General features: G+C 50.7%; 22 protein-coding genes. 20 read left to right on the top strand and 2 right to left on the bottom strand.

The window, feature by feature from the left end; all coding sequences use genetic code 11:
* Window positions 1–350 precede the first annotated feature (350 nt).
* The 19 genes from mnmG to phoU all read left to right on the top strand — a co-directional run bounded on the left by mnmG (window position 351) and on the right by phoU (window position 19838).
* On the top strand, window positions 351–2240 hold the full coding sequence (gene mnmG / locus AC791_RS05380; protein WP_049839451.1) for a tRNA uridine-5-carboxymethylaminomethyl(34) synthesis enzyme MnmG: 1890 nt from the start codon (window positions 351–353) through the stop codon (window positions 2238–2240).
* An 88-nt stretch (window positions 2241–2328) separates the two neighbouring features.
* Window positions 2329–2952: a 16S rRNA (guanine(527)-N(7))-methyltransferase RsmG gene (gene rsmG / locus AC791_RS05375; protein ID WP_049839450.1), complete on the top strand. Its 624-nt coding sequence runs from the start codon at window positions 2329–2331 to the stop codon at window positions 2950–2952.
* Window positions 2953–3567: 615 nt separating this feature from the next.
* Window positions 3568–3948: a F0F1 ATP synthase subunit I gene (atpI, locus tag AC791_RS05370; RefSeq protein WP_049839449.1), complete on the top strand. Its 381-nt coding sequence runs from the start codon at window positions 3568–3570 to the stop codon at window positions 3946–3948.
* A gap of 8 nt (window positions 3949–3956) precedes the next feature.
* On the top strand, window positions 3957–4775 hold the full coding sequence (gene atpB / locus AC791_RS05365) for a F0F1 ATP synthase subunit A (RefSeq protein ID WP_049839448.1): 819 nt from the start codon (window positions 3957–3959) through the stop codon (window positions 4773–4775).
* A gap of 46 nt (window positions 4776–4821) precedes the next feature.
* On the top strand, window positions 4822–5061 hold the full coding sequence (gene atpE, locus AC791_RS05360; RefSeq protein WP_049839447.1) for a F0F1 ATP synthase subunit C: 240 nt from the start codon (window positions 4822–4824) through the stop codon (window positions 5059–5061).
* A 61-nt stretch (window positions 5062–5122) separates the two neighbouring features.
* Complete coding sequence (atpF, locus tag AC791_RS05355; protein WP_049839446.1) at window positions 5123–5593, top strand: F0F1 ATP synthase subunit B; 471 nt, start codon at window positions 5123–5125, stop codon at window positions 5591–5593.
* A gap of 14 nt (window positions 5594–5607) precedes the next feature.
* Entirely contained in the window at window positions 5608–6141 is a 534-nt protein-coding gene (gene atpH / locus AC791_RS05350) for a F0F1 ATP synthase subunit delta (protein WP_049839445.1), read from the top strand.
* A 12-nt stretch (window positions 6142–6153) separates the two neighbouring features.
* Complete coding sequence (gene atpA / locus AC791_RS05345; RefSeq protein WP_049839444.1) at window positions 6154–7695, top strand: F0F1 ATP synthase subunit alpha; 1542 nt, start codon at window positions 6154–6156, stop codon at window positions 7693–7695.
* Window positions 7696–7745: 50 nt separating this feature from the next.
* Entirely contained in the window at window positions 7746–8609 is an 864-nt protein-coding gene (gene atpG, locus AC791_RS05340; RefSeq protein ID WP_049839443.1) for a F0F1 ATP synthase subunit gamma, read from the top strand.
* 26 nt (window positions 8610–8635) lie between these two features.
* On the top strand, window positions 8636–10018 hold the full coding sequence (gene atpD / locus AC791_RS05335) for a F0F1 ATP synthase subunit beta (RefSeq protein ID WP_049839442.1): 1383 nt from the start codon (window positions 8636–8638) through the stop codon (window positions 10016–10018).
* Window positions 10019–10038: 20 nt separating this feature from the next.
* Window positions 10039–10458 (top strand): F0F1 ATP synthase subunit epsilon, encoded by a 420-nt coding sequence (locus tag AC791_RS05330; protein WP_049839441.1) that lies wholly within the window; start codon window positions 10039–10041, stop codon window positions 10456–10458.
* Window positions 10459–10713: 255 nt separating this feature from the next.
* Window positions 10714–11196 (top strand): hypothetical protein, encoded by a 483-nt coding sequence (locus AC791_RS05325; protein ID WP_049839440.1) that lies wholly within the window; start codon window positions 10714–10716, stop codon window positions 11194–11196.
* 334 nt (window positions 11197–11530) lie between these two features.
* Window positions 11531–12901: a bifunctional UDP-N-acetylglucosamine diphosphorylase/glucosamine-1-phosphate N-acetyltransferase GlmU gene (glmU, locus tag AC791_RS05320; RefSeq protein WP_049839439.1), complete on the top strand. Its 1371-nt coding sequence runs from the start codon at window positions 11531–11533 to the stop codon at window positions 12899–12901.
* Window positions 12902–13109: 208 nt separating this feature from the next.
* On the top strand, window positions 13110–14939 hold the full coding sequence (gene glmS, locus AC791_RS05315) for a glutamine--fructose-6-phosphate transaminase (isomerizing) (protein WP_049839438.1): 1830 nt from the start codon (window positions 13110–13112) through the stop codon (window positions 14937–14939).
* A gap of 288 nt (window positions 14940–15227) precedes the next feature.
* A complete protein-coding gene (gene pstS, locus AC791_RS05310; protein WP_049839437.1) occupies window positions 15228–16268 on the top strand; it encodes a phosphate ABC transporter substrate-binding protein PstS in 1041 nt (346 codons plus the stop codon).
* Window positions 16269–16394: 126 nt separating this feature from the next.
* Window positions 16395–17354: a phosphate ABC transporter permease PstC gene (gene pstC / locus AC791_RS05305; RefSeq protein WP_049839436.1), complete on the top strand. Its 960-nt coding sequence runs from the start codon at window positions 16395–16397 to the stop codon at window positions 17352–17354.
* Window positions 17354–18244 (top strand): phosphate ABC transporter permease PstA, encoded by an 891-nt coding sequence (pstA, locus tag AC791_RS05300; protein ID WP_049839435.1) that lies wholly within the window; start codon window positions 17354–17356, stop codon window positions 18242–18244. Before pstC ends, pstA begins: the two co-directional genes overlap by 1 nt.
* An 80-nt stretch (window positions 18245–18324) precedes the next feature.
* Window positions 18325–19098 (top strand): phosphate ABC transporter ATP-binding protein PstB, encoded by a 774-nt coding sequence (gene pstB / locus AC791_RS05295; protein WP_049839434.1) that lies wholly within the window; start codon window positions 18325–18327, stop codon window positions 19096–19098.
* A 14-nt stretch (window positions 19099–19112) separates the two neighbouring features.
* Window positions 19113–19838 (top strand): phosphate signaling complex protein PhoU, encoded by a 726-nt coding sequence (phoU, locus tag AC791_RS05290; RefSeq protein ID WP_049839433.1) that lies wholly within the window; start codon window positions 19113–19115, stop codon window positions 19836–19838.
* A gap of 45 nt (window positions 19839–19883) precedes the next feature.
* On the opposite strand, the gene AC791_RS05285 is transcribed toward phoU, so the two are convergent.
* Both AC791_RS05285 and cbrC read right to left on the bottom strand, forming a co-directional pair.
* A complete protein-coding gene (locus AC791_RS05285) occupies window positions 19884–20789 on the bottom strand; it encodes an ADP-ribosylglycohydrolase family protein (protein WP_049839432.1) in 906 nt (301 codons plus the stop codon).
* A gap of 29 nt (window positions 20790–20818) precedes the next feature.
* Window positions 20819–21406 (bottom strand): PF03691 family colicin E2 tolerance protein CbrC, encoded by a 588-nt coding sequence (gene cbrC, locus AC791_RS05280; protein WP_049839431.1) that lies wholly within the window; start codon window positions 21404–21406, stop codon window positions 20819–20821.
* 139 nt (window positions 21407–21545) lie between these two features.
* On the opposite strand from cbrC, the gene AC791_RS05275 reads away from it, so the two are divergent.
* Entirely contained in the window at window positions 21546–22712 is a 1167-nt protein-coding gene (locus AC791_RS05275; protein WP_049839430.1) for an esterase, read from the top strand.
* Window positions 22713–22956 lie beyond the last annotated feature (244 nt).

The following is a 22956-nucleotide window of genomic DNA, read 5'->3' as shown; positions in this document are numbered from 1 at the left end:
AACTATGCTTAAAAGCTATGATCAACCGGTAGTTATCCAGAGAATAACGTTTGTTCACTTTTTGAGTTGTGCATAACCCGCCCTTTTGATCCCAGCTTATACTGAGCAGGATCACCGATCATTCACAGCTAACGATCCTTCCTAAAGATATGATCTTTAACAGAGGATCGGACTTATCCACAAGAGATGGCGATCCTAATAAGAGATCATAATAGAAAAGATCTCTATATAAAGATCTTCTTTATTTAATAGTCAGGATCGTGGTGCTTTCTCGATCGACTAAAGTTGAGTAGAATCCACGGCCCGGGCTTCAATCCTTTTCACCACCGCTTTACGCGAGGCAAATCACCATGTTTTATCAGGATCCTTTTGACGTCATCATCATTGGCGGGGGTCATGCAGGCACTGAGGCTGCAATGGCCGCAGCACGCATGGGTCAGCAGACCCTTCTCTTGACGCATAATATCGACACGTTGGGGCAGATGAGCTGCAATCCGGCCATTGGCGGCATTGGGAAAGGACACCTGGTAAAAGAAGTCGATGCACTTGGCGGATTGATGGCAAAAGCGATCGATCATGCAGGCATTCAGTTTAGGATACTAAACGCAAGCAAAGGTCCTGCTGTACGGGCCACGCGAGCGCAGGCAGATCGTGTGCTTTATCGGCAGGCGGTGCGTACTGCCCTGGAGAATCAGCCTAACCTGATGATCTTCCAGCAGGCGGTCGAAGATCTGATCGTCGAAAACGATCGTGTCGTCGGTGCGGTGACCCAAATGGGGCTTAAATTCCGGGCGAAAGCTGTCGTGCTGACAGTCGGAACATTTCTCGACGGTAAGATCCATATTGGACTGGATAATTATAGCGGTGGCCGTGCTGGCGATCCGCCGTCAATTTCCCTTTCACAGCGTCTGCGGGAACTGCCACTGCGTGTTAACCGCCTGAAGACGGGTACGCCACCACGAATTGATGCACGTACTATCGATTTTAGCGTACTGGCACAGCAACACGGCGATAACCCGACGCCAGTATTTTCGTTCATGGGATCGGTGGATCAGCATCCGCGTCAGGTGCCGTGTTATATCACCTACACTAACGAAAAAACGCACGATGTGATCCGTGCTAATCTGGATCGCAGCCCGATGTATGCTGGCGTCATTGAAGGGATCGGCCCGCGTTACTGTCCTTCTATCGAAGACAAAGTTATGCGCTTTGCCGATCGTAACCAGCACCAGATCTTCCTGGAGCCGGAAGGGCTTACCTCGAATGAAATTTACCCGAACGGAATTTCCACTAGTCTACCATTCGATGTACAGATACAAATCGTCCGTTCAATGCAGGGCATGGAAAACGCAAAAATTGTTCGTCCTGGTTATGCCATCGAGTATGACTTCTTCGATCCGCGTGACCTGAAGCCAACGCTTGAGAGTAAATTTATCCACGGGCTGTTTTTTGCAGGTCAGATTAACGGTACGACCGGTTACGAAGAAGCTGCTGCTCAGGGGCTGCTGGCAGGACTTAACGCCGCACGCTATTCTGCTGAAAAAGAGGGCTGGGCACCGCGTCGCGATCAGGCTTATCTGGGCGTGCTGGTTGACGATTTGTGTACCCTGGGTACCAAAGAGCCGTACCGCATGTTTACTTCACGTGCCGAGTATCGCCTGATGCTACGTGAAGATAACGCCGATCTGCGTTTGACTGAAGCGGGTCGCGAATTAGGCCTGGTAGACGATGCGCGTTGGGCACGTTATAACGAAAAACTGGAAAACATTGAGCGCGAACGTCAGCGTTTAAAAGCAACCTGGGTTTCGCCGTCAGCTGAGGCTGCACCCGAAGTGAACGCTCACCTTGCTGCGCCGCTTTCTCGTGAAGCGAACGGCGAAGACCTGTTGCGCCGCCCGGAAATGACCTATCAACAATTGACTACTCTGTCACCATTTGCGCCAGCGCTGGATGATATGCAGGCAGCAGAACAGGTTGAGATTCAGGTTAAATACGAGGGCTACATTGCGCGTCAGCAGGATGAAATCGAAAAACAGCAGCGCAATGAGAATACCCTGCTGCCTGCCACCCTCGACTATCGACAGGTTTCCGGACTCTCGAACGAGGTGATCGCCAAGCTTAACGATCATAAACCGGTATCTATCGGCCAGGCATCGCGTATTTCAGGGATCACGCCTGCTGCAATTTCGATTTTACTGGTCTGGCTAAAAAAACAAGGAATGCTGCGTCGCAGCGCCTGATAATTTAAAAAGTGCCCGGTAAGCAGTGCTTATCGGGCCTGTGACGTGTTCTGCCGCCGGTTAAGGCAAACAATGACAGGTATTTACCGTGCTTAATAAACTCTCTCGTCTGCTGGATAAAGCAGACATTTCGCTCTCCGATCACCAGAAAAACCAGCTTGTGGCCTATGTGAATATGCTGCATAAGTGGAATAAAGCGTACAACCTGACGTCCGTGCGTAACCCGGATGAAATGCTGACTCGTCATATTCTCGATAGTGTTGTTGTGGCACCCTATCTGGAAGGAACGCGGTTTATCGATGTTGGAACGGGACCGGGCTTACCGGGAATTCCACTCTCCATCGTGCGACCTGAGGCAAATTTCACGTTGCTGGATAGCCTTGGCAAACGGATACGATTTCTGCGCCAGGTACAGCATGAGCTACAGCTTACCAATGTGCAGCCCGTACAGAGCAGGGTAGAGGACTTCCCCGCTGAACCGCCATTTGATGGCGTCATCAGCCGTGCATTTGCCTCACTGACTGATATGGTTCAGTGGTGTCACCATTTGCCTGGCGACAACGGACGGTTCTATGCGCTTAAAGGCCAGCTGCCGGACGACGAGATTGCTCACCTTCCCCTTGAATTTGCTGTCGAATCTGTTATTAAGCTCCGCGTTCCCGAGCTTGAAGGTGAGCGCCATCTTGTGCTTTTGGGCCACAATAAAATTTAATTTTTATCAAAAAAAGTCGAAAAAAAATGCCTGATATGATGTTAAATATTTTAGTGATAAATAAGGACTGGTCAGGTTTGATTTAACTGTGGCTTAACGAGATGTTTTCTTGTTGTTAACTACGCTCTTTTTGTTAACCATGAAAGTAGTCAACATGGAAAATATCAGCCTGCTATAAATAAGCCAACTGAACGGTATTGATTTGTTAAATATTTATTATGAATGTCAATATAGACTTTAGGGTAAAAATGGTGCTGTTTTGAGCGATTTTACTGTTTTTAGCTCGTAATATCATAGAGATGGATGCAGGTATACACAGAACTACTCTGGAGCGATGAAACTGGAAATGTTTATTATGTGATCTGGTGCACGCTTTATCATCAGGCGTTTCGCGTTATTTACCGTTTTACCCGATGGTTCACGGTTTGGTGAAAAGTTGAAAAATAGCGCTCCAGAAAATTATTTAAACATTTATTCACCTTTTCGCTACTTATTGTTTGAAATCACGGGACCGCACCGTATAATTTGACCGCTTTTTGATGCTTGACTCTAAAGCCCAAAGGACGTTTTATACGACTCGCGGCATACCTCTTAGGGAGCAGGAGTGAAAACGTGATGTCTGTGTCGCTCTTGAGTAGAAACGTTGCTCGTAAGCTTCTGTTCATCCAGTTTCTGGCGATAATGGCAAGTGGATTGCTATTTAGCCTCAAAGACCCCTTCTGGGGCATCTCCGCGATAAGCGGAGGAATGGCAGTGTTGCTGCCTAACATTGTGTTTATGATTTTTGCCTGGCGTCATCAAGTTGGTGCTCCAGCAAAAGGTCGGGTTGCCTGGAGCTTTGCCTTCGGTGAAGCTTTTAAGGTGCTCGCTACCTTTGCGCTGCTGGTAGTGGCGCTGGCGGTTTTAAAGGCGGTTTTCTTGCCGCTCATAGTCACGTGGATTTTGGCGCTGGTTGTTCAGATAGTTGCGCCAGCTGTAATTAACAACAAAGGGTAAGAGGCATCATGTCTGCAGGAGAAATCTCAACACCGCAGGAGTACATAGGCCACCACCTGAATAACCTTCAGTTGGACCTGCGTACCTTCACGCTGGTGGATCCGCATAACCCCCCGGCCACCTTCTGGACGCTCAATATCGACTCCATGTTCTTTTCGGTGTTATTGGGCCTGTTGTTCCTGGTGGCGTTCCGTCGCGTAGCGAAACATGCTACCAGCGGCGTTCCGGGTAAATTCCAGACCGCTATTGAGCTGATTATTGGTTTTGTTCATGGCAGCGTCAAAGACATGTATCACGGCAAGAGCAAGCTGATTGCTCCGCTGGCCCTGACGATTTTTGTCTGGGTATTCCTGATGAACTTTATGGACTTGCTGCCTATCGATCTGCTGCCGTACATCGGCGAGCATATCTTTGGTCTGCCTGCTCTGCGCGTTGTTCCGTCTGCTGACGTTAACATCACACTGTCTATGGCGCTGGGCGTGTTCATCCTGATTTTGTTCTACAGCATCAAAATGAAAGGCATCGGCGGCTTCACGAAAGAGTTGACGCTGCAGCCGTTCAATCACTGGGCCTTTATTCCTGTCAACTTAATCCTTGAAGGGGTAAGCCTGCTGTCCAAACCGGTTTCTCTCGGTCTGCGACTGTTCGGCAACATGTATGCCGGTGAGCTGATTTTCATTCTGATCGCGGGTCTTCTACCGTGGTGGTCACAGTGGATCCTGAATGTGCCATGGGCCATTTTCCACATTCTGATTATTACGCTGCAAGCCTTTATCTTCATGGTTCTGACGATCGTCTATCTGTCGATGGCGTCTGAAGAGCATTAATTTACCAACACTACTACGTTTTAATTGAAACAAACTGGAGATTGTCATGGAAAACCTGAATGTGGATCTGCTGTACATGGCTGCCGCTGTGATGATGGGTCTGGCGGCAATCGGTGCTGCGATCGGTATCGGTATCCTTGGGGGCAAATTCCTGGAAGGCGCAGCGCGTCAGCCAGATCTGATTCCTCTGCTGCGTACTCAGTTCTTTATCGTTATGGGTCTGGTGGATGCTATCCCGATGATCGCTGTCGGTCTGGGTCTGTACGTGATGTTCGCTGTCGCGTAGTAAGCGTTGCTTTGAATTAAGAGCAATATCAGAACATTAACTAGATAAGAGGCATTGTGCTGTGAATCTTAACGCAACAATCCTCGGCCAGGCTATCGCGTTTGTCCTGTTTGTTCTGTTCTGTATGAAGTATGTATGGCCGCCATTAATGGCTGCCATTGAGAAACGTCAAAAAGAAATTGCTGACGGTCTTGCTTCTGCAGAACGAGCACATAAGGACCTTGACCTTGCTAAGGCCAGCGCGACCGACCAGCTGAAAAAAGCGAAGGCGGAAGCTCAGGTAATCATTGAACAGGCGAACAAACGTCGTTCTCAGATCCTGGACGAAGCGAAAACCGAAGCAGAGCAGGAACGAGCAAAAATCGTGGCGCAAGCTCAGGCAGAAATCGATGCTGAGCGTAAACGCGCTCGCGAAGAACTGCGTAAGCAAGTTGCTATCCTGGCTATTGCCGGGGCCGAGAAGATCATCGAACGTTCCGTGGATGAAGCTGCTAACAGCGACATCGTGGATAAACTTGTCGCTGAACTGTAAGGAGGGAGGGGCTGATGTCTGAATTTGTAACGGTAGCTCGCCCCTACGCCAAAGCAGCTTTTGACTTTGCCGTTGAACACCAAAGTGTAGCGCGCTGGCAGGATATGCTGGCGTTTGCCGCTGAGGTTACCAAAAACGAACAAATGGCCGAGCTTCTCTCTGGCGCACTTGCACCAGATACGCTCGCCAAATCGTTTATCGCAGTCTGTGGTGAGCAGTTGGACGAAAATGGTCAGAACCTGATTCAGGTGATGGCTGAAAACAATCGTCTGAACGCGCTTCCCGATGTTCTTGAGCAGTTTATCCACCTGCGTGCAGCCAGTGAGGCTATCGCAGAGGTAGATGTCACTTCTGCAACCGCATTAAGTGACGAGCAGCTTGCGAAAATCAGTTCCGCGATGGAAAAACGTCTATCACGCAAAGTTAAGCTGAATTGCAAAATCGATAAGTCTGTAGTGGCAGGTATTATCATCCGGGCGGGTGATATGGTCATTGATGGCAGCGTACGCGGCCGTCTTGATCGCCTTGCAGACGTCTTGCAGTCTTAAGGGGACTGGAGCATGCAACTGAATTCAACCGAAATCAGCGAACTGATCAAGCAGCGCATTGCTCAGTTCAATGTAGTGAGTGAAGCTCACAACGAAGGTACTATTGTTTCTGTAAGTGACGGTGTTATCCGTATCCACGGCCTGGCCGATTGTATGCAGGGTGAAATGATCTCCCTGCCGGGTAACCGTTACGCTATCGCACTGAACCTTGAGCGTGACTCTGTAGGTGCGGTTGTGATGGGACCGTACGCTGACCTCGCCGAAGGCATGAAGGTCAAATGTACGGGTCGTATCCTGGAAGTTCCAGTAGGTCGTGGCCTGTTGGGGCGTGTTCTGAACACCCTGGGTGCGCCGATTGATGGTAAAGGTCCGGTTGATAACGACGGCTTTTCTGCTGTTGAAGCTATCGCACCGGGCGTTATCGACCGTCAGTCCGTTGACCAGCCGGTACAGACGGGTTACAAATCTGTCGATGCCATGATCCCAATCGGCCGTGGCCAGCGTGAACTGGTTATCGGCGACCGTCAGACGGGTAAAACCGCACTGGCGATTGATGCGATCATCAACCAGCGCGATTCCGGTATCAAATGTATTTATGTTGCTATCGGCCAGAAAGCGTCCACCATTTCTAACGTGGTACGTAAACTGGAAGAGCACGGCGCACTGGCTAACACCATCGTCGTGGTTGCAACTGCATCTGAATCTGCTGCACTGCAATACCTGGCTCCGTATGCAGGCTGCGCAATGGGCGAATACTTCCGTGACCGTGGCGAAGATGCACTGATCATTTATGATGACCTGTCCAAGCAGGCTGTTGCTTATCGTCAGATCTCCCTGCTGCTCCGTCGTCCGCCAGGACGTGAAGCATTCCCGGGCGACGTATTTTACCTCCACTCACGTCTGCTGGAGCGTGCTGCGCGTGTTAACGCCGAATACGTTGAAAACTTCACCAAAGGTGAAGTGAAAGGGCAAACTGGCTCACTGACTGCGCTGCCGATTATCGAAACGCAGGCAGGTGACGTTTCCGCGTTCGTTCCGACTAACGTAATTTCGATTACCGATGGTCAGATCTTCCTGGAATCTAACCTGTTTAACGCCGGTATTCGTCCTGCGGTTAACCCGGGTATCTCCGTATCCCGTGTGGGTGGTGCAGCACAGACCAAGATCATGAAGAAACTGTCCGGTGGTATTCGTACCGCTCTGGCGCAGTATCGTGAACTGGCGGCGTTCTCTCAGTTTGCATCTGACCTTGATGATGCAACCCGTAAGCAGTTAGACCACGGTCAGAAAGTGACCGAGTTGCTGAAACAGAAACAGTATGCGCCGATGTCTGTCGCGCAGCAGTCTCTGGTTCTGTTTGCAGCTGAACGTGGCTATCTGGCTGATGTAGAACTGGCGAAAATCGGTAACTTCGAAGCTGCTCTGCTAGCTTATGTTGACCGTGATCACGCTCCGCTGATGCAAGAGATCAACCAGTCCGGTGGCTATAACGACGAAATCGAAGGCAAGCTGAAAGGCATCCTCGATTCCTTCAAAGCAACCCAGTCCTGGTAACGTCTGGCGGCTTGTCTTAGGACAGGCCGCAAGGCATTGAGGAGAAGCTCATGGCCGGCGCAAAAGAGATACGTAGTAAGATCGCAAGCGTCCAGAACACGCAGAAGATCACCAAAGCGATGGAGATGGTCGCCGCTTCCAAAATGCGTAAATCGCAGGATCGCATGGCGTCCAGCCGTCCTTATGCAGATACCATGCGCAAAGTGATTGGTCACGTTGCGAATGGTAATCTGGAATATAAGCACCCTTACCTGGAAGAACGCGATGTTAAGCGCGTAGGCTACCTGGTAGTGTCTACAGACCGTGGTCTGTGCGGCGGCTTGAACATTAACTTGTTCAAAAAACTGTTGGCGGATATGAAAACGTGGACCGATAAAGGCGTTCAGTGCGATATCGCAATGATCGGCTCTAAGGGCGTATCGTTCTTCAACTCTGTAGGTGGCAACATTGTTGCGCAGGTTACCGGCATGGGGGATAACCCTTCCCTGTCCGAACTGATCGGTGCAGTAAAAGTAATGCTGCAAGCCTACGATGAAGGCCGTCTGGACAAGCTTTATATTGTTAACAACAAATTTATCAACACCATGTCTCAGGTTCCGACCATCACTCAGCTGCTGCCGCTTCCTGCGTCAGAAGATGGTGAGTTGAAGCGTAAATCCTGGGATTACCTGTATGAACCCGATCCGAAAGCGCTGCTGGATACCCTTCTGCGCCGCTACGTAGAGTCTCAGGTTTATCAGGGTGTGGTAGAAAACCTGGCCAGCGAGCAGGCCGCGCGTATGGTGGCGATGAAAGCCGCTACCGATAATGGCGGCAGCCTGATTAAAGAGCTGCAGTTGGTATACAACAAAGCTCGTCAGGCCAGCATTACTCAGGAACTCACCGAAATCGTCGGTGGTGCATCCGCGGTATAACCAGGTTAATTCGTAGAGGATTCAAGATGGCTACTGGAAAAATTGTCCAGGTAATCGGCGCTGTAGTTGACGTCGAATTCCCTCAGGATGCCGTACCGCGCGTGTACGATGCTCTTGAGGTGCAAAATGGTAATGAGCGTCTGGTGCTGGAAGTTCAGCAGCAGCTCGGCGGCGGTATCGTACGTACCATCGCCATGGGTTCTTCCGACGGTCTGCGTCGTAGTCTTGATGTAAAAGACCTCGAGCATCCGATCGAAGTGCCGGTAGGGAAAGCAACGCTGGGTCGTATCATGAACGTACTGGGCGATCCAGTAGACATGAAAGGCGACATCGGTGAAGAAGAACGTTGGGCGATTCACCGTGCAGCACCTTCCTATGAAGAGTTGTCAAACTCTCAGGAGCTGCTGGAAACCGGCATCAAAGTTATCGACCTGATGTGTCCATTCGCCAAAGGCGGTAAAGTTGGTCTGTTCGGTGGTGCGGGTGTAGGTAAAACCGTAAACATGATGGAGCTTATTCGTAACATCGCGATTGAGCACTCCGGTTACTCCGTGTTTGCAGGCGTGGGTGAGCGTACTCGTGAGGGTAACGACTTCTACCACGAAATGACCGACTCCAACGTTATCGACAAAGTATCCCTGGTGTATGGCCAGATGAACGAGCCGCCGGGAAACCGTCTGCGCGTTGCTCTGACTGGCCTGACCATGGCGGAGAAATTCCGTGATGAAGGCCGAGACGTACTGCTGTTCGTCGATAACATCTATCGTTATACCCTGGCCGGTACGGAAGTTTCTGCACTGTTAGGTCGTATGCCTTCAGCGGTAGGTTATCAGCCGACGCTGGCGGAAGAGATGGGCGTTCTGCAGGAACGTATCACTTCCACCAAAACCGGTTCTATCACCTCCGTACAGGCAGTATATGTACCTGCGGATGACTTGACTGACCCCTCTCCAGCCACCACCTTTGCGCACTTAGATGCAACCGTGGTACTGAGCCGTCAGATCGCGTCTCTGGGTATTTACCCGGCGGTTGACCCACTGGATTCTACCAGTCGTCAGCTCGATCCGCTGGTAGTTGGACAGGAACACTACGACACCGCGCGTGGCGTACAGTCCATCCTGCAACGTTATCAGGAACTAAAAGACATCATCGCCATCCTCGGTATGGATGAACTGTCTGAAGAAGACAAACTGGTGGTAGCTCGCGCACGTAAGATCCAGCGCTTCCTGTCCCAGCCGTTCTTCGTGGCGGAAGTATTTACCGGTTCTCCGGGAAAATACGTTTCCCTGAAAGACACCATCCGTGGCTTTAAAGGCATCATGGAAGGCGAATACGATCACCTGCCGGAGCAGGCGTTCTATATGGTCGGTTCCATCGACGAAGCCGTGGAAAAAGCCAAAAAACTTTAACGCCTTAATCGGAGGGTGATATGGCAATGACTTACCACCTGGATGTCGTCAGCGCAGAACAGCAAATGTTCTCTGGTCTGGTCGAGAAAATCCAGGTAACGGGTAGTGAAGGTGAACTGGGTATCTTCCCGGGTCACGCCCCGCTGCTCACCGCCATTAAGCCTGGTATGATCCGCATTGTGAAACAGCACGGTCACGAAGAGTTTATCTATCTGTCCGGCGGCATTCTTGAAGTGCAGCCTGGCAGCGTGACCGTTCTGGCTGATACCGCCATTCGCGGCCAGGATCTCGACGAAGCGCGAGCACTGGAAGCGAAACGTAAAGCTGAGGAGCATATTAAAAGCTCTCATGGTGACGTGGATTACGCTCAGGCATCTGCGGAACTGGCCAAAGCGATCGCGAAACTGCGCGTTATCGAGTTGACCAAAAAAGCGATGTAACACCGGCTTGAAAGTACAAAACCAGTCTACTGTTAGGCTGGTTTTTTTTATGTTAAAATCATTCAAGAAATAAATATTAATTATTAAGTTGTTTTTATTTCTGAATGAAATTTTATAGCGCTATTTTCTGACTCTAATCAAAATTATGAAGATTTAAACTATCACTGTTCATACACAGATGGAATGAATGGTGGTGAATAATTAATTATTTAAATAGTTTAAGTGTTTTTAAATATAAACTAAAGGAGTCTTAACATGTCTATTAATTTATCCAGATTGTTTCATCATACCCCTGTGCAAACGCAAAATATTAAAATCAAATCTCTTGATGTACTAAAGGAGGCCACATCCCAATTAATGGATAAACTGCAGGAAGTCAAACAAAGCGCTGAAAAGCTTGATAGCTCCGAGGTGGGAGCTGGCAGTAAAACAGATCATTACTATAAAAAACTAAATCGGGAATGCAACCGAATTATTGTAAATGGTAAAAAATTAGAGAAAAATGGACTTTTGAAAAATTATAATGCTATTGCGCATGACACTCTCAAACTCAATCTTAATTTGGATAGATTTATTGGTTCGACGAAAATGACAAAGCAAGATCAAGCTGAGTTGCTAAACTTGCGAGATGTCGTTGGCTCCGCTGTTAAATCACAAACCTCCACTAGTACAAGTAATGGAATAGATTTAAATGGTACTTTAAGCGAGATAGCGAAAATGAGAAACCGAGCTCGCTAACAATGCTTCTGACCTTCTTTTCTGACGGTAATAACTCTGCTACCAGAAATGGAGTAACAAGCCATCGCTGAAACAAAAGCTTGCGCGCGCATGGTTATTGAGTCTTTATTTTTAGTGAAAAAAAATAGAAAAAACATCACGCTAGAATTTTCATCATCAAAATTCTGACTTTTTATACGACAAAAACGAATTCGTTAGCTAAAAATGTCTCATCACACACCCCAGGTGTCCCTGAAGCCGACATTTTGGCTAACATACATTTTTGATGAAAAAAATGTAGAATATTCAAAGTAAAACAGGATAAATTTGAGCGTAAATTATAGTCAGGATGCGTATGTTGAACAGTGCGATGAGCGTAGTGATCCTTGCGGCAGGCAAAGGCACGCGCATGTATTCCGATCTCCCTAAAGTGCTGCATACCCTGGGCGGTAAGCCCATGGTACAGCATGTCATTGATGCTGCTAATCATTTAGGTGCGACGAAGGTTCACCTTGTCTATGGTCACGGTGGTGCCTTGCTTAAACAAACGTTGCGTAACGATAATCTGAATTGGGTTCTCCAGGCAGAGCAACTGGGCACCGGTCACGCGATGCAGCAGGCCGCACCGTTTTTTGCCGACGATGAAGATATTCTGATGCTCTACGGTGATGTGCCGCTGATTTCAGTGGAAACGCTGCAACGGTTGCGTGAGGCAAAGCCGCAGGGCGGCATTGGTTTACTGACCGTTAAGCTTGACGATCCGAGCGGCTATGGTCGTATTACCCGGGAAAACGGGAAAGTGACTGGCATCGTTGAACATAAAGATGCAACCGAAGAACAGCGCCAGATCGCAGAGATTAACACCGGTATTCTTATCGCTAATGGCGCGGATATGAAACGCTGGCTGTCTAAACTTACCAATAATAATGTTCAGGGCGAATATTACATCACCGATATCATCGCCCTTGCCTGGCAGGAAGGGCATGAGATTGCTACCGTACATCCGCAGCGCCTGAGTGAAGTTGACGGCGTTAACAACCGTCTCCAGCTTTCGCGTCTGGAGCGCGTTTATCAGGCAGAGCAGGCAGAAAAACTACTGCTGGCGGGCGTTATGCTCCGCGATCCTGCGCGTTTTGATCTGCGCGGTACGCTGCAACACGGGCGTGATATTGAAATAGATACTAACGTTATCTTTGAAGGGAACGTCACGCTGGGGCACCGCGTAAAAATCGGCACCGGTTGCGTCATTAAAAACAGTACGATTGGCGATGACTGTGAGATAAGCCCTTACAGCGTGTTAGAAGAGGCGCATCTTGAGCAGGCCTGCACTATCGGCCCCTTTGCTCGTCTACGTCCCGGCGCTGAACTGCTGGAAGGCGCGCACGTTGGCAATTTCGTTGAGATGAAAAAAGCCCGTCTGGGTAGAGGATCTAAAGCGGGTCATCTGAGCTACCTCGGCGATGCGGAAATTGGTGATAACGTTAATATTGGCGCGGGTACTATTACCTGTAACTATGATGGTGCGAATAAGCATAAAACAGTTATCGGCAACGATGTCTTTGTGGGATCGGATACGCAACTGGTCGCCCCGGTAAGCGTCGGTGATGGCGTAACTATTGCCGCAGGCACCACCGTCACTCGCGATGTTGCCGATAACGAACTGGTATTAAGCCGTGTGCCCCAGACGAATAAAAAGGGCTGGCGACGTCCGGTGAAAAAGAAGTAAGACGTGGCAGACTCCACATTTTGTCAGCCTGATAAGGCATAGCCGAACTCAGGTAGACACAGGGCGAGGAGATAAAGATATATTTCCCGCCCAAAGGCAGCACCCATAAAAATAACCCCACTCTCTACAAGGCTCGGGGCGTCCGGTAAACGGACATACAGGTTGACCGACAACACATGGCGTAATGCCAAAATCGGAATCGAAAACTATGTGTGGAATTGTTGGCGCTATCGCGCAGCGTGATGTAGCGGAAATCCTTCTCGAAGGTTTACGTCGTCTGGAATACCGTGGCTATGACTCTGCGGGTCTGGCTGTGGTCGACAAAGAAGGGAATATGACCCGTCTGCGTCGCCTTGGTAAAGTTAATATGCTTTCTCAGGCGGCGGAAGAACAGCCGCTGCATGGCGGTACGGGGATTGCCCATACTCGCTGGGCAACCCACGGCGAACCTTCAGAAGTAAATGCTCACCCGCATGTCTCTGAACACATTGTGGTGGTACATAACGGGATCATTGAAAACCATGAACCGTTACGTGACATGCTTAAATCACGTGGTTATACCTTCGTCTCTGAAACTGACACCGAAGTGATTGCTCACTTAGTTCACTGGGAGCTGGAGCAAGGCGGGAGCCTGCGTGAGGCTGTTCTGCGTACGATACCGCAGCTTCGCGGTGCTTACGGCACGGTTATCATGGATACCCGCAAGCCGGACACGCTGCTGGCGGCACGTTCAGGCAGTCCGCTGGTCATCGGTCTCGGCATGGGTGAAAACTTTATTGCTTCTGACCAGCTGGCCCTGCTGCCGGTTACTCGTCGCTTTATCTTCCTTGAAGAAGGTGATATTGCAGAAGTGACCCGCCGTACGGTTTCCATATTTGATAAAACTGGCGCAGAAGTAAAACGTCAGGATATCGAGTCTAACCTGCAATATGATGCTGGCGATAGAGGCATCTATCGTCACTACATGCAGAAAGAAATCTATGAGCAGCCGAACGCGATTAAAAACACCCTGACCGGGCGTATTAATCATGGCGAGGTCGATTTAAGTGAACTGGGTCCGAACGCTAACGATTTGCTGGCGCAAGTTGAACATATCCAGATTATCGCCTGCGGTACGTCTTACAACTCGGGAATGGTTTCCCGCTACTGGTTTGAATCACTGGCCGGTATTCCATGCGACGTCGAAATTGCGTCGGAATTCCGCTACCGCAAATCTGCTGTGCGTCGTAATAGCCTGATGATTACCCTGTCTCAGTCAGGAGAAACCGCAGATACTCTGGCAGGTCTGCGCCTGTCCAAAGAACTCGGTTATCTTGGCTCTCTTGCCATCTGTAACGTTCCCGGCTCGTCGCTGGTGCGTGAATCCGATCTGGCAATGATGACGAATGCAGGCACTGAGATTGGCGTTGCTTCGACCAAAGCGTTTACCACGCAGTTGACCGTCCTGCTGATGCTGGTGGCCCGACTGTCCCGGCTGAAAGGGCTGGATGCGTCTGTTGAACACGATATCGTTCACGGGCTTCAGGCATTGCCAAGCCGCATTGAGCAGATGTTATCGCAGGATAAGCGTATTGAAGCGCTGGCGGAAGATTTCTCTGACAAACATCACGCGTTGTTCCTCGGCCGTGGCGATCAGTATCCCATCGCGCTGGAAGGCGCGCTGAAGCTGAAAGAGATCTCCTATATTCATGCAGAAGCTTACGCCGCTGGCGAGCTGAAACACGGACCGCTGGCGCTGATTGATGCCGATATGCCGGTTATTGTTGTTGCACCCAACAACGATCTTCTGGAAAAACTGAAGTCGAACATCGAAGAAGTTCGTGCTCGTGGCGGTCAGCTTTATGTTTTTGCCGACCAGGATGCCGGTTTCACCAGCAGCGATAACATGCATATTATTGAAATGCCGCATGTGGAAGAGGTCATTGCCCCTATTTTCTATACCGTTCCTCTTCAGTTACTGGCTTATCATGTTGCCCTGATAAAAGGTACGGATGTCGATCAGCCGCGTAATCTGGCGAAATCCGTTACCGTTGAATAACGAATAATTTCTTTTTATAAGGCGACTGCCCCTGGGATGTCGCCTTTTTTATGCCTGAAACAATAAAAATTTTGTCATATTCCGTTTTTTAAACCGCAGTCCTCCGGATAAAAAAGGCGATAAACCCAATCGGTCTTAAATAAATACAGTTGTTTTTCATGAGGTTAAAAAAACAAGCCTCATTGTCATTAAACTGTCATGAACATTACATATAACTGTCACCAGATTGTCCTACTTTGCTCCTCGTAGCCACTTAACAATGATTTACGAATCCCAGCAGGAGACATTATGAACGTTATGCGTACCACTGTCGCAACGGTTGTCACCGCAACCTTATCCATGAGCGCTTTCGCTGTTAACGCGGCAGCAAGCCTGACAGGTGCAGGTGCAACTTTTCCTGCGCCGGTGTATGCCAAATGGGCCGACACCTACAACAAATCTACCGGCAATAAGATTAACTATCAGGGTATTGGTTCCTCCGGCGGCGTAAAACAGATCATCGCTAACACGGTCGACTTCGGGGCATCAGATGCGCCGCTGTCTGACGAAAAGCTCCAGCAGGAAGGTCTGTTTCAGTTTCCGACCGTTATCGGCGGCGTCGTTCTGGCCGTTAACATTCCCGGCCTGAAATCAGGTGAGCTGGTTCTGGACGGTAAGACGCTGGGCGACATTTATCTCGGTAAAATTAAGAAGTGGGATGATGCGGCTATCACCAAACTGAACCCGGGTCTGAAACTGCCTTCGCAGAATATCGCAGTCGTTCGCCGTGCCGACGGTTCTGGTACTTCTTTCGTGTTCACCAGCTATCTGGCGAAAGTGAACGAAGAGTGGAAATCTAAAATTGGCGCAGGCTCGACGGTAAACTGGCCAACCGGTCTGGGCGGTAAAGGCAACGACGGTATCGCCGCGTTTGTCCAGCGTCTGCCAGGGTCCATTGGCTATGTCGAATACGCCTATGCGAAGCAAAATAATCTGGCTTACACCAAATTGATTTCTGCGGATGGCAAGCCGGTCAGCCCGACGGAAGACAGCTTTGCTAATGCAGCAAAAGGTGTGGACTGGAGCAAATCTTTTGCGCAGGACCTGACGAATCAGAAAGGTGACGAAGCGTGGCCGATTACCTCCACCACGTTCATTCTGATCCATAAAGAGCAGAAAAAACCTGAGCAGGGTGTTGAAGTGCTGAAGTTCTTCGACTGGGCATATAAAGACGGTGCTAAACAGGCAAACGATCTGGATTACGCCAGCCTGCCGGATAACGTAGTTGAGCAGGTTCGCGCTGCATGGAAAACCAACGTGAAAGACAGCAGCGGTAAAGCGCTGTACTAATAAGCCAGACTGACGAACATGGCGGGCGGCAAAGTGCTTACCCGCCTTACAGCTACACACTGTAGGCCCGGCAAGCGTCATGCTACCGGGCATATTCGTAAGGCGTCGTTAACTAAAGAGTAATTTATGGCTGCAACCAGGAGTGTATTTAACCCACCGGGTAAAAAGGGTGACATGATATTCAGCGCGCTGGTAAAACTGGCTGCGCTGATCGTGCTATTGATGCTGGGCGGTATTATCGTCTCCCTGATCATTTCGTCCTGGCCCAGTATTGAGAAGTTTGGTTTCTCATTCCTGTGGACCAAAGAGTGGGATGCTCCGAATGATATCTACGGTGCGCTGGTACCGATTTACGGCACCCTGGCGACCTCTATTATTGCCCTGCTGATTGCCGTGCCTGTCAGCTTCGGCATTGCACTATTCCTGACTGAGCTGGCTCCGGCCTGGCTTAAGCGCCCGCTCGGGATTGCGATCGAACTGCTGGCGGCGATCCCCAGCATTGTCTACGGCATGTGGGGGCTGTTTATTTTCGCTCCGCTGTTTGCCACCTATTTTCAGGAGCCGGTCGGCAATATTCTGTCCAATATCCCGTTCGTTGGTGCGCTGTTCTCTGGCCCGGCCTTTGGTATTGGTATCCTGGCCGCAGGCGTGATCCTCGCCATTATGATTATTCCCTACATTGCGGCGGTGATGCGCGATGTGTTTGAACAAACCCCGGTGATGATGAAAGAGTCGGCCTACGGCATCGGCTGTACCACCTGGGAAGTTATCTGGCGCATCGTGCTGCCGTTCACCAAAAATGGTGTTATTGGCGGCGTGATGCTCGGCCTCGGGCGCGCGTTGGGTGAAACCATGGCGGTCACCTTTATCATCGGTAATACCTACCAGCTCGACAGCATCTCGCTGTACATGCCGGGTAACAGCATTACCTCTGCGCTGGCTAATGAATTTGCCGAAGCGGAATCCGGCCTGCACGTTGCTGCGCTGATGGAGCTGGGGCTGATCCTGTTTGTAATTACCTTTATCGTGCTGGCTATCTCTAAATTCATGGTGCTGCGTCTGGCCAAAAATGAAGGGGCGCGCTAATGACTACGCTCGACATGCAAAACACGGCGCAGCTGGCAGAATCGCGGCGCAAAATGCAGGCCAGGCGCCGCCTGAAAAACCGTATTGCGCTGACGCTCTCAATGGCCACCATGGCATTCGGGCTGTTCTGGCTTATCTGGATCCTGATGTCCACCATTACGCGTGGTATCGACGGAATGTCACTGGCGCTGTTTACTGAAATGACGCCGCCGCCCAATACGGCGGGGGGGGGTCGGGCGAGTGCGCTGGCCGGCAGGGGTTTGTTAATCTTCTGGGCCACCGCCATTGGCACGCCGCTGGGGATTATGGCGGGGATTTATCTGGCGGAGTACGGACGTAAATCATGGCTGGCCGAAGTCATCCGCTTTATTAACGACATTCTGCTTTCCGCGCCGTCTATTGTCGTTGGCCTGTTCGTTTACACCGTGGTCGTGGCGCAAATGCAGCACTTCTCCGGCTGGGCAGGCGTCATTGCGCTGGCGCTGTTGCAGGTGCCAATCGTCATCCGGACCACGGAAAACATGCTTAAACTGGTGCCGGATAGCCTGCGTGAAGCGGCCTATGCCCTGGGAACGCCAAAGTGGAAGATGATTTCCGCCATTACCCTTAAAGCTTCCGTATCCGGCATTATGACCGGCGTGCTGCTGGCGATTGCGCGCATCGCGGGTGAGACTGCTCCGCTGCTGTTTACCGCCCTCTCCAACCAGTTCTGGAGCACCGATATGATGCAGCCTATCGCCAACCTGCCGGTCACTATCTTTAAGTTTGCGATGAGCCCGTTTGCGGAGTGGCAACAGTTAGCCTGGGCAGGCGTGTTGATCATTACCCTGTGCGTATTGCTACTGAATATTCTGGCGCGCGTGGTTTTCGCGAAGCAGAAACACGGTTAAGACATCCTGCCGGATGGCGTCTTATCCGGCACAATTTTACGGCGCGGCCTGCGGCGGCGCTGGATGAGGAAAAGAGTGAGATGAGTATGGTTAACACGGCACCGGGTAAAATTAAGGTTCGCGATCTGAACTTCTACTACGGCAAATTCCATGCCCTGAAAAACATCAATCTGGATATTGCTAAAAATCAGGTCACGGCATTCATCGGGCCGTCAGGCTGCGGTAAGTCTACGCTGCTGCGCACGTTCAATAAAATGTATGAGCTGTATCCGGAACAGCGTGCAGAAGGTGAGATCCTGCTGGATGGCGAAAATATTCTCAACCATGCGCAGGATATTGCCCTGCTACGCGCTAAAGTCGGCATGGTTTTTCAGAAACCGACACCGTTTCCGATGTCTATCTATGACAACATTGCGTTTGGCGTTCGCCTGTTTGAAAAACTCTCCCGTCCCGACATGGACGAGCGGGTGCAGTGGGCCTTAACCAAGGCGGCGTTGTGGAACGAAACCAAAGATAAGCTGCATCAGAGCGGCTACTCTCTTTCAGGCGGCCAGCAGCAGCGTTTGTGCATTGCGCGCGGCATTGCTATTCGTCCTGAGGTTCTGCTGCTGGATGAGCCGTGCTCGGCGCTGGACCCGATTTCTACCGGGCGCATAGAAGAGTTGATCACAGAACTAAAACAGGACTACACCGTAGTGATTGTGACCCACAACATGCAGCAGGCGGCGCGTTGCTCCGATCATACGGCATTTATGTATCTTGGCGAGTTGATCGAGTTTAGTCACACCGACGATCTGTTTACCAAGCCCGCGAAAAAACAGACTGAAGATTATATCACCGGCCGCTACGGTTGATTCAGGAGTGCGTCATGGAAAACTTAAATCTTAATAAACACATTTCCGGTCAGTTTAATGCTGAACTGGAGCATATTCGCACCGAAGTCATGACGATGGGCGGCCTGGTAGAGCAGCAGTTATCTGATGCGATCACCGCGATGCATAATCAGGATAGCGAACTGGCGAAGCGCGTGATCGAAGGCGACAAGCAGGTCAACATGATGGAAGTCGCCATCGATGAAGCCTGCGTACGTATTATTGCCAGGCGCCAGCCGACGGCAAGCGATCTGCGGCTGGTAATGGCTATCATCAAAACCATCGCCGAACTGGAACGTATTGGTGATGTCGCGGACAAAATCTGCCGCACCGCGCTGGAGAAGTTCTCTCAGCAGCACCAGCCGCTACTGGTGAGCCTTGAGTCGCTGGGACGGCACACGGTGCAGATGCTGCATGACGTGCTGGACGCCTTTGCGCGTATGGATCTTGATGAAGCGGTACGCATTTATCGGGAAGATAAAAAAGTGGATCAGGAATATGAAGGCATCGTGCGTCAGCTGATGACTTACATGATGGAAGATCCGCGCACTATTCCCAGCGTGCTCACCGCCCTGTTCTGCGCACGCTCTATCGAGCGTATCGGCGACCGCTGTCAGAACATTTGTGAGTTTATTTTCTATTTTGTCAAAGGACAGGATTTCCGTCACATCGGCGGAGATGAACTGGATAAGCTGCTGGCCGGTCGCGATCCGAAAGAGTAATGCCTGAATATCGCCGGGAAGCAGGGCTGCTCCCGGCGATATCTTTTATGCCAGAGGCCTCTCCAGCAGCTGACGAGCCAGGGCGTCAATATCCTCGTACTGCCACAGCCAGTCCCGCCACGTCTGGGGTATTGCGTCTACCCCGTAGAATGCGCCGGCAAGCTGACCTACTATCGCAGCCGTGGTGTCGGCATCGTCGCCCAGATTTGCCGCCAGCAGGATCGTCTCTTCAAAACTCTCCCCGTGATAAAAACACCACAGCGCCGCCTCAAGGCTTTGTACGCAATAGCCGGTACCGTGGATCGCCGAACGAGGTTTTTGCTGATAGCCTCCGAGGGCAATCTGGCGCAGATTTTCCTGTGCGGGCAGCGCGTCAAGGTCAGCAAGCGTCGCTGCTTTATCTTTTCCGCTCAGCGCATTCAGCAAATACTGCGCGAACAGGCGGCAACTGGCGATAGCCTCCGGTGCGGCGTGCGTGGTGCGGGAAGAATCTTCAGCATACGCCAGAGCCTGCTGGCGATCGGGAAAGGCGTACAGAACGGCCGGTGCGAGGCGCATCAGCGAGCCGTTACCCGCGGTATTCGGCGCGCTGGAGCCTGCGTAAGGCTCGCCATCCAGCGCAAACTTTCCCAGCGCCCGGGCGACGGTGGTACCAATATCAAAGCATTCACCTGTTGAGCTGAAATAGCCCCAGCGCCACCAGTTCAGATAGCGGTTCATCTGATCGCCTGCATCAAATCCCCGGCAGGTAATCAGACTTTGCGCGAGGCACAGCGCCATCGACGTATCGTCCGTCCACTGGCCGCGCTGTAGTGCAAAAGGGCCGCCGCCCTGCATGGTGGTGAGCGGCGTGAACGAATCTTTGGCCCGGAATTCAACCGTGGTTCCGACGGCATCGCCGCTGGCTAATCCCAGTAAGCAGCCCTGATAGCGTGACAGTAAATCCGGCATAAATGTTTACTCCTTGATTTGACACCCGATCATGAAAAATCGGCCCACAGGCGTAATTTGTCACATTTCAGACAGCGAAACAGGTAGCCCTGACAATCACCTTCGTTATACAGATATTTGGGCAAATCCTCATAAGGCAGGCCAAACGCCTCGCAATCCTCTGCCAGGTGCGCAAACGCATCCAGCCGGTCCTTAATTTCATTCCAGCCAACGTAACCAATAAAGGCGCATAAATCACCACAGTGTGCCAGCCAGTGCTCCTGCTGCCAGCCGCAATAACCCGGCGTGCGCTCCGTTACTTCTCTCAGTGCATCTTCAGAACAGGAAAGCTGCGCCCCTTCGTAGTCGCCCTTCTCATCATATTGGGCTTCTACTCCTTCGATACTGGCATCGTCCTGAAAACTGCCCGCGTATTTTTCCGCGGCCTTACCGTCAGCAATACACCATGGGCACAGATGATCAATATCATCAACGCTATAAAAGGGATTGGTGTAATAGACCGGCGTCGGCTGTTCGCAGCAGTCGCAGGTTACGGTCTGATCCTGTTTGAATGCGCCCGTTTCCAGCGGCTGTGGGTGGTACTTGAACGTTGGCAGGAGCTTATTAGCGGTAGACATCGCGTTTCCTTTTATCACACAGTATTAACACCTACGTTAAAACACCGCTTTACGGATGAAAAGCCCGGTTTTCGTTGTTCATCACAAAAGGTCATAGTGACTGCTGTTACTCTTTTTCGGATAATTATTGTGCAAGGACATGCTCATGAAAATACTTCCTCTTACTTTGGCGCTGACCGCCCTAATCAGCCAGGCTCAGGCTACTCCAGTATTGTCACAACCCGGTGAAGCCGTCCCCGTTAGTCAATTTATTACTCAGGTTCATCAAGACCGCAGCGTCACATTCAGACTCTGGGCGCCGAATGCCAGAAAGGTCAGCGTAGTGACCGGTGCAACGGATGAAAGCCATGTAACGCATCCCATGCAGAAAGATCAAAATGGCGTCTGGACATGGCGCAGTCCGGTACTTGCCGGTAATCTGTATGAATATTTTTATGATGTTGACGGCCTGCGAACGATCGATCCCGGTAGCGCCCGCACCAAACCGCAGCGCCAGGTCAATACCAGTCTGATTCTGGTACCGGGAAGCCTGCTCGACACGCGCAACGTACCGCACGGTGAACTGCATTTACTCACCTATCACTCACACGAGCTTAACGCCGAGCGTCAGGTTTACGTCTGGACGCCGCCGGGCTATCAGGCCAGTAAAGATCCGCTGCCGGTGCTGTATTACTATCACGGCTTTGGCGATACCACGCTTTCAGCCATCGACCAGGGGCGTATTCCGCAGATAATGGACAACCTGCTGGCCGAGGGGAAAATTAAACCGATGCTGGTGGTTGTGCCGGAAACTGAAACCGACACATCCGGCACAACGCCAGAAAACTACCGCTACAGTGAGATCCGGCCGCAATTCTATCTGCCTAATGCCACGCTTGGCGATCGTGAGTTAATGCACGATATCATTCCGCTTATCGACCAGCGCTACAACGTGCGTAGGGACATCGCTGGACGGGCGATTGCCGGGCTGTCGCAGGGCGGTTACCAGGCCGAGCTTTCGGCGCTAAAAAATCCGGAAAGTTTTGGCTGGCTGGGCCTATTCAGCGGCGTGACCACCGTTACCGTGCCTGATAAAACCGTTGCACAGCGCCTGGCCGATCCACAGTCTGTTAATCAGCAACTGCGTAATTTCACCCTGGTGATTGGCGCGAACGATGAGGTGACGGGAAAGGATATCAACCAACTGAAAGTGCTCCTGGACAAACAGGGTATTCACAACGACTATAAAATATACCCCCATCTTGGGCATGAAATGGACGTCTGGCGTCCGGCATATGCTGAATTTGTGCAGAAGCTATTTAAATAAGTCCGCTCAATGAGTGCCCGATAAGCGCTGCGCTTATCGGGCCTGCTAACAGGTTTACTCTGCTTTAATATATTATTTTGGCCAATGTGTTAGCCAGTCTTATAAATTCAGCTAAATATCTTGTTATAAAATCATTAATTCCTCTTCATTGTAAATAGCAAACTGTCGTTTTATTCCCAGCATTCTTTTAGCTTAAATGATAACGATCATATCTTTTTATGTTTTCCATTTCACAATGTATAGC

This window comes from Klebsiella sp. RIT-PI-d (assembly GCF_001187865.1).
Classification (GTDB): Bacteria; Pseudomonadota; Gammaproteobacteria; order Enterobacterales; family Enterobacteriaceae; genus Superficieibacter.
This window is presented reverse-complemented; position numbering and strand designations above follow the sequence as displayed.